This is a genomic window from Streptomyces sp. NPDC058008 (assembly GCF_042886395.1).
Classification (GTDB): Bacteria; Actinomycetota; Actinomycetes; order Streptomycetales; family Streptomycetaceae; genus Streptomyces.
In genome coordinates this window covers 148075-160987 of the sequence record NZ_JBHVQX010000010.1, presented here as the reverse complement: position 1 = coordinate 160987, position 12913 = coordinate 148075, and the positions used below count along the sequence as shown (strand labels likewise).

Below are 12913 nucleotides of genomic sequence, written 5' to 3'. Positions count from 1 at the left end.
GGAAGCCTCCGTGATGGTAGGGAAGCGATCAGGCCCAGGTGAGGGCGTCGCGCGCCCCCACCGGGAGGTAGTCCTCCTGGCCGTCGTCGGCGATGTACGCCTTGCCGTCGCGGACGACGACCTTGGCCCCCACGAAGTGGGCGAAGGGGAAGTCGGGGTTGACGGCGAGACGGACCGGCAGGTTGGGGTCGAGTTCCTGGAGCTGGCGGAGCAGGTGGCCGACGGTCAGGTACTGGGGCAAGGGAGTCTCCGGGAACGGTGGAAATTGACGGGGCTGGTCGGCCCGACGACGGGGAGTCGTCGAGCCGTCGATGGATGAATGAGCGGAGCCTGATCGGCAGTCACCACGAGGAGTTGGTGACCAGGGCGGCGAGGAATCCGGCAACGGCCTCGGAGGGGGTGTGGAGACCGAACTCCTGCACCCATGCGTCGCCCTCGGCGGGCTGCACCCGGACGTGCCAGACGATGTTGCGCTGCCAGGCCGACGGGTCCTCGGGGAGCCAGCCGACGTCGACACAGCCGTCGGGGCTGGTCGCGTGGACGTTGGCCTCGGGGGTGTCGACGATCGCCCACCCGAGTGCGTCCAGGAGATCGAGCACCGGCCCCGCACCGTGGTCGGCGGAGAGCCAGTGGAGAGCATCCGCCGTGGGGCGGACAACGGCCGGAAGGAGGGTGGCAGAGGTGCTCACGGTTAGATAGATCCCTTCGTTGACCTGCGGTTTTCCCGACACCCGTACGTTGGCATGCGGCATGCCGAAGTACGTAGTCGTTTCCCGGCAAGGACGTCTGCCGTGGGCGAACTCGGGGTCGTCAGCAGGTGACGGGAGACCCGGGAATGGACAGGCCACCGCGGTTGTCCTACATGGGTTGTGGTGACGGGCCGCCGGCGAGAGAAGGGGGACAGCGACGGCCGAGGCGAGCAGACACTGGGACGGCGCCGGATTGGAGCGCAAGATCCGCGCGGCCGGGCGGCCGTGGACCGTGGGCGAAATCGCGATGGTCGCCGACGGCCAGTGGGGAGTCGGCGCACAGCCCGACCGGTGGCCGGACGAGGAGACGGTGGAGCGCCGGGTCGCCGAAGGCCGGCGCGTGGAGCTGACGGTGGAGGAGCTGGCCCGCGCGGTGGGCCCCCGGGCCGAAGAGGGCCCCGCGACGAGAATCGGAGCTAAGCGTTCAACGTCGGGGCCCCGTTGTGGGCGCTGACGGCCCTACGACCGCCGCCGGAGAGGGCGGTTCGGGCACGGCCCCCGGGGCGTGCCGCGTCTGCCCGGAGCGGGCGACAGCGGCCTGAGCCAGCCGAACCGCCGGTGCCGCAACCTCGGGTGCGGCGGCCTCCCGGGCCTACACCACGCGCCGGATCGCCTGGAGGTACGCACGGCTCTCCGCGTGGGCGACGCGGAGTTTGACCGCCGTTTCGGTGATCCGGTCGAGTTCGTAGAAGTCAGGCACGTACCCATGCCGGGACAGGGCGTGAAGACGGTCCTGGTGAACGGTTACCGCGCTGTCCGTGATGGCCAGGGCCGCGCGGGTGTGCATGGCGTAGCGCAGGAGCGGGTCCTCGCTGGGGCGGCGGACCCTAGGACCTCAAGAGCTTCGATGGGCTGGCCCCAGGCGTTCTCGATCATGGCCGTGGCCTGGTTAAGCATGGTGGTGGGCATGGTGGAACTCCTGGTGGGCGGGGACGGTCGCGCGTGGAGTGCCGCCTGGGGTGGGAGTCAGTGTCCGCGCCGGCGAGCTGGCCGGCAGCCGGGCAGAGGTCGCGGGGTGTCCCGTCCGTTTCTGCGCCGCACCCGTGGAGCGGCTCTGGGCGGCCATCACCCGGAGGTCGGCTGCTGTGCGTGGTGACCGCGCGGCACGGTGTACAGCCTGGGTGACCGCGGTGCGGCGTACGTCCAGCGGAGTCGGAGCGCGCGGGACCTGAGCCTCGGCGATCGGCGTGGCCGAAGCGACAGGGGTCATGGTGACCAAGTGCTGCATCCGCCGGTCGACTTGGTGGCGCTCGCGGACCACCGGGGTCGACTTCGCCATCACAGCGGCGGTTGCGGCGATCAAGTGGGACGGGGTGCGGGCCGTGAACGTCGCTTCGGCACGAGTGCCCCAGCCCGGCGGGCCAGCCCACAGCTCGACGGTCGTGCGGTCGGAGCCGTAGCCGCGCCGATCGATGAGGATGCCCGCTTGGTCGTCGGGAGCGATGATCTCGACGGTGCCGAGTTCAGCAGCTCCGTCAGGGTTCCAGCCTGCATCGGTCAGCGGCCGGACGGTGTCCCTCCAGGGGACGGTTGGTCCTGTCAGGAAGCGCCCGGGGGTGTCGGAGGCGATGGCTTCGTCGTAGTCCTGGACCAGTGCGGCGGTGAGGCCGGCGACCATCTCGGCCGGGGTGACGTGGTTGAACGTCGCCGTCCAGCGAGGCGCCGAGAAGGCGTCCTCGGCAGCGCTGATCTTCCACAGTTCGAAGTCGTCGCCGAACCAGCCGATCCGAATCCGTTGGTCGGGAGAGGTCACGAGGAGCTGGCAGGGGCCCTCATCGAGGTACTGATGGGGCCAGTAGGCGACGGGCGCGAAGCCAGCCTCGCCGGTCCCGTTGGAACCAGCCAGATACATGGGGCTGACCAGTACCTCTTGGTACCGGGTCGGGTCATCAGGGGCGTACATGGTCGAGTCTCCGGAAGCGAAGGAGGAGAACGGATCCGCGTATGCAGTGGCGGGAGCCGCCGGAGCGCACGCGGATGCCGTAGTGGCGGCGAGTGGCCTCTAGGGCCTGTCCGATGGGTCCGTAGAGTGACGTTGCTCGACTTCTAAGCTACGGCGCTATGGAGAACCAGCTCACCCATGAGGTCAGTGCCCTCATCAATTTCCGCAACTACGAGTTCCAAGATCCGAAGTCACACGGTTACAGGTGGGTCGACCTCAAGCATCTGCGGTTCCCGGCTGAGTCCGGCGGAGTTCAGGAACTGCTCGCGGCGCTCATCGGGCATGAACAGTTCCGGGACGACTACGCGGGCGGCGGAGTCCTGTCGGAGGGATCCAGGCACGGCCCGTATTGGCTGAGGCTGGTCACCCCCGACGTCTACGAAGCCGTCAGCCGGGAGAGAAGCGCGGACATCCTGTGGGGGTGGGTGAACCAGTTCGGGGAGGTACCCGCCGAGCTGGAGGCGGATCTGCAACAGGAGGTGTTCGACCGCCTGGCGGTGGCTGACCACATCTACTATCTGCGCGGGCTGGGGGATGAGTCCATTCACGACTGGGGGCGTGTGCACGAGCACTTCCACGATTTCGTGCTCATCGACCGCTCAGCTGGACGGATCACTCTCCTCGTCGCGGCCGACGACTGAGTTGATCGGCATGGCTGCTACGGGAAGGGCATTTGAGAGCTTCAGGGGCGGAGCCACAGGCGAAGCGCAGTCAGAGTCACCGTGCCGTGGAATACGTAGGCTCTTTTGTCGTACCGAGTCGCCACGGCCCTGGACCCTTTGAGCGCGTTGATGCACCGTTCGACCTCGTTTCTGCGGGCATACCGGGCCCGGTCGAAAGCAGTGGGACGACCTCCTCGGCTCCCGCGTCGCCGGCGGTTGGCTCGTTGGTCTCGACGCTCGGGGATCGTGTGCTGGATCTGCCGTCGTCGCAGGTATCGACGGTTTCTACGCGAGCTGTATGCCTTGTTCCCGCACACGTGGTCCGGTCTCGTCCGTGGACGGCCACCGGCTGGACGCGGAACGCGGATGCGGTCCAAGACCGTGATCAACTGCGGAGCGTCACCCCACTGTCCTGGGGTTATCAGAACTGACAGCGGACGTTGGCTCCCATCACTGGCCAAGTGAATCTTCGTCGTCAAGCCGCCCCGCGAGCGGCCGACCGCCTCGTCGGACCGATGCTCTGCGGGGCAGCGGCGTCGCCCCGGCACGCGGGCCGGCCGGAGACGAGCCCTGGCGGCATGCTGATGGACCCGGCTCACCGTGGAATCCACGCTCACCACACTCCAATCAATCCGGCCCGCGGCGTCAGCAGCGGCGAGGACAGCGCGCCAGATCCTTTCCCACGTGCCATCGGCTGACCACCTGCGATGCCGGTCATAGACCGTCTGCCACTTCCCGAAGTGAGGTGGCAGGTCCCGCCACGGCAGGCCGGTCCGCAGCCGGAAGAGAATTCTATTGATCACGCGCCGGTGGCAGTGCCAGCGCCCGCCTCGTCCGACGTTCGTCGGCAGGTGCGGTTCCAGCTGAGCCCACTCGGCATCGGAGAGATCACCACGCCCCACACCAAACGGAACGATTCGCCCCTCGGCGAGTCACTCGACCCGTCGGACACGCCCTAATTGGGGCCTCTGACCAGCCAGATCGCAGACTTGCTCTGGTTGCATTCGCCCTTCTAGGGCACGGTACGCACGCCCTCAAGCCGGACGCGCGCCGAACCGCCAGACGACCATTTGGAAGCGTGTGGCTGCAAAGCGGTCGTAGGCCCGGAGTGCGTGAGCGCTGCGTGGGCGGACGGGGCGGCACCGGATGGATCGGGTGGTACGCGTATCTTGCAGGCCTTTGTAATGCGTAGGTCTGGGTCCGAGTCGCCAGGGACTTTTCAGGGACTTTCAACTCTGTCGGAGGGACATCCGAGGGAGTTTTCGCAGTACAACCACGGAAGGCTGCGACAGCCCTGAAAGGCCCAAGGCTTCCGGCCCGCGCATCCGCGCCCTTGCTCCGCACCGCTCCGGCACGGCATCGGGTCGGCTGTACAGGACGAGGCTCTTCGGAGCCGCCAACGGCCCTGACCTCGGGGAACGCGCCCCGGCGGGCCCGGTGGCGTGAGCGCCGGGCCCGCCGGGGCATCGGTTCACCCGTAAGGGTAGAAGCCCGAGCCCGTCTTGCGGCCGAGGCGGCCCGCGTCCACCATGCGCTGGAGCAGCGGGGGAGCGGCGTACAGGGGCTCCTTGTACTCCGCGTACATCGAGTCGGCGACCGAGGCCACCGTGTCCAGGCCGATCAGATCGGCGAGCTTCAGCGGCCCCATCGGGTGGGCGCAGCCCATCTCCATGCCGTTGTCGATGTCCTCGCGGCTCGCGATGCCGGACTCGAACATCCGGATCGCCGAGAGCAGGTACGGGATCAGCAGCGCGTTGACGACGAAGCCCGACCGGTCCTGGGCGCGGATCGCGTGCTTGTCGAGCACGTTCTCCACGACGGCCTCGGCACGCTTTATGGTCTCGTCGGACGTCGTCAGCGCGGGGATCAGCTCGACGAGCCGCTGCACCGGCGCGGGGTTGAAGAAGTGGATGCCGATGACCTGGTCCGGCCGGGAGGTCGCCACCGCCAGCTTCACCAGCGGGATGGAGGAGGTGTTCGAGGCGAGGATCGCGTCCGGCCGGGTCACCACCTGGTCGAGCACCTGGAAGATCTCGGTCTTGACCTGCTCGTTCTCCACGACGGCCTCGATCACCAGATCGCGGTCGGCGAACTCGCCGAGGTCGGTGGTGAAGCTCAGGCGGGCGAGGGTCTCGTCACGCTCCTCCACGGTGATCTTGCCGCGCTCGGCGGCCTTGGAGAGGGAGTTGTGCAGCCGGGTACGCCCTATTTCCAAGGCCTCGCCGGTGGTCTCGGCGACCTTGACCTCGAGGCCGCTGCGGGCGGCCACCTCCGCGATCCCTGCGCCCATCTGGCCACAGCCCACCACTCCGACGCGTGCAATGTCGGCCATAGAGTCCGTCACCTCGTGCCTTTCGCTGATCTCCGGGTGGCAGTTCCCGTGTGATTCCGGTGCCCGCCTCGACCCCACGACGTTACTCCGCGATCCGGTGCCGCCGGGCTGCGGGGCGTGCGGTCCGGTGCAAGGCATGATCGGAGTCACGCACTGCCGAGGTGACATACAGGAACAGGAAAACGAAAGGTGCACAGATGCGTCGTATGGGCCGGAGGTCACTGGTGTTGGGGGCGGCGGGCACGGTGGCCGCGCTGATGACGGCGGGTGATGCCGCCGCCGCGCGCCGGGCGCTCGCGCCCCGGAGCCCCGGGCGCCGGGCGGACGGGGGCCGACTGCGCGGTGTGTGGATCGCCACGGTCGCCAACCTGGACTGGCCGTCGGCGCCGGGCCTGAGCGCCGCAGCCCAGGAGGCGGAGCTGACCGCCGACCTGGACCGCGCGGTCGACCTCCGGCTGAACGCCGTGGTCCTCCAGGTCCGCCCCAGCGCCGACGCCCTGTGGCCCTCCTCGTACGAGCCGTGGGCGCAGTGCCTCACCGGCGTCCAGGGCAAGGACCCGGGCTGGGACCCGCTGGGCACGGCGGTGCGCGAGGCGCACGCCCGCGGGCTGGAGCTGCACGCGTGGTTCAACCCGTACCGGGTCGCGAACCACACGGACCCCTCGCGGCTGGTGGCCTCCCACCCCGCGCGGCTGCACCCGGACTGGGTCCTGCCCTACGGCGGGAAGCTCTACTACAACCCGGGGCTGCCCGAGGTCCGCGAGTTCGTCCAGGACGCCATGCTCGACGCGGTGAGCCGTTACGCGGTCGACGCGGTGCACTGGGACGACTACTTCTACCCCTACCCGGTCGCGGGCCAGGTCTTCGACGACGACGCCGCGTACGAGCGGTACGGCGAGGACTTCACGAGCAAGGCGGCGTGGCGCCGCGACAACATCGACCGGCTGGTGCGCGAGACGGGCGAGCGGATCAAGGAGGTCCGCAGCGGCGTCCGGTTCGGCATCAGCCCCTTCGCGGTGTGGCGCAACGCCGGGACCGACCCGCTGGGCTCCGACACCGCGGCCGGGGTGCAGACGTACGACGACCTGCACGCCGACACCCGGAAATGGGTGAAGGAGGGATGGATCGACTACATCTGTCCGCAGATCTACTGGAATATCGGTTTCTCCGCCGCCGACTACGCGAAGCTGCTGCCGTGGTGGGCCGGGACGGTCAAGGGCACCGGTGTCGGCCTGTACATCGGTGAGGCGCTCTACAAGGCGGGCGATCCCGCCCAGCCCGCCGCCTGGCAGGACCCGGCCGAACTGTCGAAGCACCTCGATCTCGGCGACCGTCACCCCGAGGTGGGCGGCCACATCTACTTCTCCGCGAAGCACGTGAAGGCGGATCCCATCGGGGCCATGGCCCGGGTGGTGGCCGACCACTACCAGGTCCGGGCCCGCACCCCCCGCTGACCGGGCCGCGGGTCCCGGCCCGGGCCGCCACGCCCCGCACCGTTACGGGCGCGGCGCGTACCGCCCACGCCCCGCACCGTTATGGACGCGGCGCGGGGCGCCGTCGATACCCCGGTGGGCGGTCGCCGCACCTGTCACCGCACCGGAGGGGCCGCCTCGCCGGTGACGACAGGGTGGGTGGCGGACCTCCTGTGCGCGCCACCGCCCGGACGGCGGTGGCGTGGTGCGGCGACCGGTCCGTGAGGCGCCGCGTCAACACGCCCCGCGAGGACCACCCGGAAGTGATCTTGCGAACCCGAACGCACCTGTGACTTCCTGGAACCAGCCGACAACCGCCTGTGACGGGCGGCCGGTCAACGGTGAGGGATGACGATGAGCACTGGCCACGTGGGAGCCGACGGCGAGCACTCCGCCCCTCCGATCAGCACGGTCGCGGGCAACGGGGAGGCGGGTTCCAAGGGGGACAACGGGCCCGCCCTCTCGGCCCAGTTGAACCGGCCGTACGGGGTGGCGGTGGACGGCGTCGGCACCCTCTACTTCTCCGACTACAGCGGCCACCGGATCCGGAAGGTCACGACGGACGGGAGGATCAGCACGGTCGCGGGCAACGGCTCCCCCGGGTTCAAAGGGGACGGCGGCCCCGCCGCCGCGGCCCAGCTGAACTGCCCGCGCGAGGTGGCGGTGGACGCGGCGGGCGCCGTCTACGTCGCCGATGCCGGCAACCACCGGGTCCGGAAGATCACGGCCGACGGGACGATCAGCACGGTCGCCGGCTCGGCGTACGCGGGGTCCAGCGGCGACGGCGGGCAGGCCACCGCCGCCCGGCTCAACGGCCCGTTCGGGGTGGCGGTGGACCGCGCCGGCGTCCTCTACGTCGCCGAGTACAACAACCACCTGGTCCGCAAGGTCACGACCGACGGGGTGATCAGCAAGGTCGCGGGGACCGGGGCCGCCGGGTTCAAGGGGGACGGCGGCCCGGCGGTCTCGGCCCAGCTGAACCGCCCGTACGGCGTGGCGGTGGACGGGGCGGGCGGCCTCTACATCACGGACTCCGACAACCACCGCGTCCGCAAGGTCAGCGCCGACGGGACGATCGGCACGGTCGTCGGTACGGGTGCGGCGGGCTTCAGCGGCGACGGCGGCCCGGCGTCCTCGGCGCAGCTGAACCTCCCCCTGGGGGTGGTGCTGGACAGCACCGGCACCCTCTACGTCTCCGACCACCGCAACTACCGGGTGCGCAGGATCGCCGCGGACGGGACGATCAGCACGGCCGCCGGCACAGGTGCCAGCGGCTTCGGCGGTGACGACGGCCCGGCCGCCTCGGCCCGGTTGAGCAACCTGTACGGGCTCGCCGTGGACTGTGTCGACGCCCTCTACATCGCCGACCACGCCAACAACCGGATCCGGAAGATCGCGTCGGCGAAGATGGCCGGACTGCCCGCGTCGGGCACGGTGGTCTCCTGGACCAGCGTCCGGAGCAGGCTCCGGATGGGGGTCTCGCGTGAGTCCGCCAAGGACGGGGCCGAGATCCACCAGATCCTCGCCGCGCCCAGGGACCACCAGCGGTGGCGGCTGGTCGTGACGGGCCAGGACGACGGCGACGTCCTCTACACGATCGAGAACGTGCGCAGCGGCAAGGTCCTGGAGATCCTCGGGGCGCAGGAGAAGGCGGGGGCGGTGGTCGCACAGCGCGCCCACGAGGGCGGCGAAGCACACCACCAGCACTGGAGGCTGATCCCGGTGGGCCCCGTCACCGACAGCCCGCGGGTGTACGAGATCGCGAACCGCAACAGCGGTCTGCTCCTGCGCGTCGGCACCAACGCCCGCACGGCGATCACGCAGCACGGGGCGGAGGGCGACCACCGCGACCGGCAGTGGCAGCTCCTCCCGGTGTGACACGCGAGGGGGCAGGGGCGAACTCGCCCCTGCCCCCTCGGAACTCCGGGACTACCGGGAGCCGGCAGCACCCCCGTCGGCCGTCCCGGGTGCCTCCGGCGCCTTGGGCGGCTTGGGCGCCTGGGTGTAGTCGCTCTTCTTCGGCTTGCTCTCCAGGTCCTCGTCCTTCTGGAGGCCGCTGTGCTCCGTCACCGTCGCACTCGATTCCTGCATGCCGGCGGACGCCGCCCCGGACACCGAGCCGGGATCACTGGCGTACCGGGCCTGCGCACCGGCCGAGGCCTGGGTGGTCTGGATGAAGGAGCCCAGGAAGCCCAGGACCGCTCTCGCCTCGGGCGACTGCTCCTGCACGATCTTGGCCCGGGAGGAGGCTCCGTGGATCGCGCTGTCGAACAGGCTCGTGCTCGTGTCGTCGTACGTGTCCTCGTCGGCGTCCTCGAAGTCGACACCCGCCCCCGGCTGCGGCTTGGCGCTGTCGGTGGTCACCGAGAAGAGCCCCGCACCTTTGCCCGCGAAGCCGAAGATGTTGTCGAACACCATGGTCGTCACCTCTTGTCGTCGTCGTGCCGGCCCCGCCACCCGGTCAGGGCTTCTTGTGCAGCTCCCGTTCGCTGCCGGTCAGGCTCTCGCCGTCGAACATCGTGTGATGGACCTCAAGGGCGGAGACGATCTCGGCCAGGCCTTTCATGCGGAAACCACCGTCCGCCAGGGCGACATCGGCGATATCGCGGGCGACCAGCTGGTCGAGACCCGGGTGTTCGTCGGGCTGCGGGGGAGACAGGACCGCCACCGGTACGTCGTACTTCACCGCCAGCAACCCGGAGAAGGTCACCGGGATCTCGTAGGAGTACTGCTTGCGGGTGCGCCGCTGGGTGACGATGGTCTCCACGCGGGAACCTGGGGGGACCTGGCCGGAAATCTGCGATTTGGAGGCCCAGCTGGTGGTCAGGGAGCCGCCGACGGACGCCGTGATGCCCAGCATCAACTGGGCGTTGAGTGTGGCACTGCCGGTGGCACTGCCCGTCGTGGTGAAACCCACCGAGTTCGTCACCGTGTTCGCCGTGGAGTTCGTCGCCGAATTCCGCGTGGCGGTCTCCGTGGTGTTCGCGTTGTCCACCCCGATGCTGTCCTTGCTGTTCTTGTTGGTCACCGTGTTCGCGTTCTTGTTCGCCACCTCGTTCTGGAGCTGCGCCTGTAGCTGCGTCTGGAGGTCCATCCGGAGCTGGTTCTGCAGTTGCAGCTGGAGCTGTGCGCTGACACTGCCACCGAAGGTCAGCTTGGCCTCTCCCTGGAGCGACCACGTGACCCCGTTGGACACGGTGAAGTCGACGGAGTCGGTGAAGGTCATCGGGGACGTCTGGCTGCGGTTGACGTAGGCGCGGGAGGAGAACGTGTCAGGAGGGGGCTGGCCGATGCTGCGCCGCTCCTCGATCAGTGGCTCCCCGAGGTTCATGTAGGCGAGCCAGCCCAGCTGGGACGCGGACCCGGGGAACGCGCCGAAGCTCGACTTGTTCACGGAGAACCCGACGGGCTTGTGCCGCACGCCGTAGTCGTCGACGTAGACGAGGTTGGGGTGATCCAGGATCGACTGCCAGGTCTGCTCGATATTGAGTTCCCGCAGGTTCTTCTTCGTCAGCGGCTGGCGCTTGGCCCGCTCCAGGTTGTACGCGTTGGAAGGCATTTCCCGTCCTCGACTGATCTGGTCGAACCGTTATCGATGAAACGAAAACAAATATCTGTGCGTTCGGAAAATCGAAGTTATCACGGCCCTCAATGACCTGGAACCTCTCATTGGGCATCACGCTCAATCGAGTGAACAAGGCTCGCCAGGGGATCTCAACTCGACTGGGACATGGGTAGGTTGAACCGCAGTCGATCACTCGGTCGACGGCTTTCCCCACGGTTCTTCCTGCGTTTCCGCGGTGTGGCCGGTTCCGGTTGACCGGTTCCGTCGTCCGCTCCTTCTCGGAATTTTTCGACCGAGGATCCGGACGTATGGAAATGCCGCACGAAAGGCCGTCGGGTCGACCGCCCGACGCATTTTCTCCTCATTCGGAACAGGTGAGATTTCCGCGATGTACACCCAAGAACGCACGGCGATGGCCAATTTGGTGGTCGGCGGCCCGGTGGCGGTGAACAGTTATGACAACGCGATCGTGGCGGCCCTGGTCGAGAACCGGCCGGTCATGCTCGTCCATGCCTTCAACGGCGGCTACCTGCGGCCGGCCGAGCTGAAGGAGGAGAGCCACGACAAGGGGGTCAAGCTGGCCACCGCGCTCGACCCGGCCACGAAGGAGGCGCAGGGCCACCTCTGGCACATCACCCCCGGCGGCTTCTTCGGGCAGCGGCCGCTGTACTTCATCGAGAGCGCCGCGGGCCAGGTGCCGGCCACGCCCGCCGACGCCGCTCGGACGGACGGCGGGCGCGGTGACGACGGTGCGCCGAAGCCGCGGCGCAGGCGCGTCTCCGTCAACCAGGACGCCCCGAAGAGCACGGCCGACACCGTCCAGGTCGGCCTTCCCGACAAGGTCGGGGAGAAGTGGCGCGGGAAGAACGGCGCTCCCGAGGACACCCAGCTCTGGGTCGTCACGGTGACGCCGTGGGGCGGGATCACCTTCGTGCCGATCACCCACCCCGACGCGATCCTCGGCTTCAAGGACCACGCCGTGACCGCCGACAGCGAGGCGCGTCTCACCTACAACTGGGGCGGCGACTTCACGGGGACGGTCATCAACACGTTCTACCCCCGGCTGCCCAGCGAGTGGAACGTCCCGTACCACCACGTCTTCACGTGATCCGTGGCCACCGCCCTGCCGGACCCGTCCCGAGCCAACGCCCGTACCGCCTGGAAGAGGCACCACGATGCCCGTGCCCACGGAAGAACTGAAGCTGGAGATCGTCAACGCCGCGACGGGGAAGACGCTCGGCGCCAAGGCCGCGCCGGGCGCGGACGCGGCGCTCGTCGTCCGCGACTTCCCCGATGACGGCCCGGAGCCGGAACAGTGGAGGTTCGTCCCCGTGCAGGCCCCGCCGGGAGGTGAGGGGGAGGACGACCAGGCGTACGTGATCAGCAACGCGGTCAGCGGGAAGGTGCTCGACGACCCCGCCACCCCGGACCGCGGGGTCCGGCAGGGACCCGCGGCCGCGGGCAGGAAGACCCAGCAGTGGCGCCTCGTCCCCGTCGAGGGCGAAGCCGGTCTCCACTTCATCGAGAGCGCGGGCGACGGCGCCGTCCTCGACCTCGCCGAACCCGGCCCGGACGACACCCGGATCGTCCTGCGTGAGCACGACGACAACGCGGAGACCCAGCGGTGGCGGTTGGTCCCGGCCGCCCCCGAGCGCACCAGCGACGCCGTACTGCGCTGGGCGCCGCTGGGGCACTGGAACGGCCGCAGGTCCTGGCGGCTCGGCCTCTCCACCGCGCTGCGGCCGGTACCCGGGGCGACGCCCTCGTTCAGCGACATGCTGCTGGTGCTCGACCAGTTCGGGAGCGACCTGGGCGCCGGCGGGTGGAAGAGTGAGGAGGCCGGTGCCCTACCCGGCGGACAGCCGGACCCGTGGGCCGGGCCCGGCGCGCGGTTCCTCGCCGACACCACGGGAGAGGGGCGGGCGGACATCGTCGGGCTACCGCAGGCGAAGGGCGCCGTGACCTCGTCCACCCGGGGCGACGGCACCTTCGACGACGAGCGCGTGCTGCACCCGCCCGCCCCCTCCGCGAGCCCGGCGGACCTGTGGACCCTCGCGGACATGACGGGTGACGGCCGGCCCGACGCCGTGGTGCTCTCCGCCGACGGGGTGCGCGTGTCGCCCCGGGGCGAGGACGGGACGTTCGCCCCGGGAGGCGAACCGGTCCTCAAGGCGTTCGGCCACGCGGAGAA

At 69.5% G+C, this 12913-nt stretch carries 13 protein-coding genes; 6 read left to right on the top strand and 7 right to left on the bottom strand.

The window, feature by feature from the left end; genetic code table 11:
* Positions 1-28: 28 nt before the first annotated feature.
* Together ACFVS9_RS12940 and ACFVS9_RS12935 are read right to left on the bottom strand one after the other, a co-directional pair.
* A complete protein-coding gene (locus ACFVS9_RS12940; protein WP_129826083.1) occupies positions 29-241 on the bottom strand; it encodes a hypothetical protein in 213 nt (70 codons plus the stop codon).
* A gap of 100 nt (positions 242-341) precedes the next feature.
* Positions 342-689 carry a DUF317 domain-containing protein gene (locus ACFVS9_RS12935; RefSeq protein ID WP_389931785.1) on the bottom strand — a complete coding sequence of 116 codons (348 nt, stop codon included), beginning with the start codon at positions 687-689 and terminating at the stop codon, positions 342-344.
* A gap of 253 nt (positions 690-942) precedes the next feature.
* Between ACFVS9_RS12935 and ACFVS9_RS12930 the strand changes: the two genes are divergently transcribed.
* A complete protein-coding gene (locus tag ACFVS9_RS12930; RefSeq protein WP_389931784.1) occupies positions 943-1203 on the top strand; it encodes a hypothetical protein in 261 nt (86 codons plus the stop codon).
* Positions 1204-1638: 435 nt separating this feature from the next.
* Here ACFVS9_RS12930 and ACFVS9_RS12925 read toward each other — a convergent pair whose 3' ends face one another.
* Positions 1639-2652, bottom strand: coding sequence for a DUF317 domain-containing protein (locus ACFVS9_RS12925; RefSeq protein ID WP_389931783.1), 1014 nt, complete (start codon positions 2650-2652; stop codon positions 1639-1641).
* A gap of 158 nt (positions 2653-2810) precedes the next feature.
* On the opposite strand from ACFVS9_RS12925, the gene ACFVS9_RS12920 reads away from it, so the two are divergent.
* Positions 2811-3332 (top strand): hypothetical protein, encoded by a 522-nt coding sequence (locus ACFVS9_RS12920; protein ID WP_389931781.1) that lies wholly within the window; start codon positions 2811-2813, stop codon positions 3330-3332.
* Positions 3333-3373: 41 nt separating this feature from the next.
* Here ACFVS9_RS12920 and ACFVS9_RS12915 read toward each other — a convergent pair whose 3' ends face one another.
* Positions 3374-4255, bottom strand: coding sequence for an IS5 family transposase (locus ACFVS9_RS12915; RefSeq protein WP_389931780.1), 882 nt, complete (start codon positions 4253-4255; stop codon positions 3374-3376).
* Between the two features lie 569 nt (positions 4256-4824).
* Complete coding sequence (locus ACFVS9_RS12910) at positions 4825-5685, bottom strand: 3-hydroxybutyryl-CoA dehydrogenase (protein WP_383113348.1); 861 nt, start codon at positions 5683-5685, stop codon at positions 4825-4827.
* A 197-nt stretch (positions 5686-5882) separates the two neighbouring features.
* On the opposite strand from ACFVS9_RS12910, the gene ACFVS9_RS12905 reads away from it, so the two are divergent.
* Both ACFVS9_RS12905 and ACFVS9_RS12900 read left to right on the top strand, forming a co-directional pair.
* The gene (locus ACFVS9_RS12905; RefSeq protein ID WP_389931778.1) at positions 5883-7139 is read left to right on the top strand and encodes a glycoside hydrolase family 10 protein; all 1257 of its coding nucleotides are present in this window, start codon (positions 5883-5885) and stop codon (positions 7137-7139) included.
* Positions 7140-7511: 372 nt separating this feature from the next.
* Positions 7512-9035, top strand: a complete 1524-nt coding sequence (locus ACFVS9_RS12900; RefSeq protein ID WP_389931777.1) for an RICIN domain-containing protein — start codon at positions 7512-7514, stop codon at positions 9033-9035.
* Positions 9036-9086: 51 nt separating this feature from the next.
* Here the strand turns inward: ACFVS9_RS12900 and ACFVS9_RS12895 are convergent, their stop codons facing one another.
* Together ACFVS9_RS12895 and ACFVS9_RS12890 are read right to left on the bottom strand one after the other, a co-directional pair.
* Positions 9087-9575: a hypothetical protein gene (locus tag ACFVS9_RS12895; protein ID WP_389931775.1), complete on the bottom strand. Its 489-nt coding sequence runs from the start codon at positions 9573-9575 to the stop codon at positions 9087-9089.
* Positions 9576-9618: 43 nt separating this feature from the next.
* Positions 9619-10716, bottom strand: coding sequence for a hypothetical protein (locus tag ACFVS9_RS12890; protein WP_383113344.1), 1098 nt, complete (start codon positions 10714-10716; stop codon positions 9619-9621).
* Between the two features lie 394 nt (positions 10717-11110).
* Between ACFVS9_RS12890 and ACFVS9_RS12885 the strand changes: the two genes are divergently transcribed.
* The gene (locus ACFVS9_RS12885; RefSeq protein ID WP_389931774.1) at positions 11111-11830 is read left to right on the top strand and encodes a hypothetical protein; all 720 of its coding nucleotides are present in this window, start codon (positions 11111-11113) and stop codon (positions 11828-11830) included.
* Between the two features lie 67 nt (positions 11831-11897).
* Positions 11898-12913: RICIN domain-containing protein (locus tag ACFVS9_RS12880; RefSeq protein ID WP_389931772.1), on the top strand; the 1016-nt coding region annotated here is incomplete at its 3' end.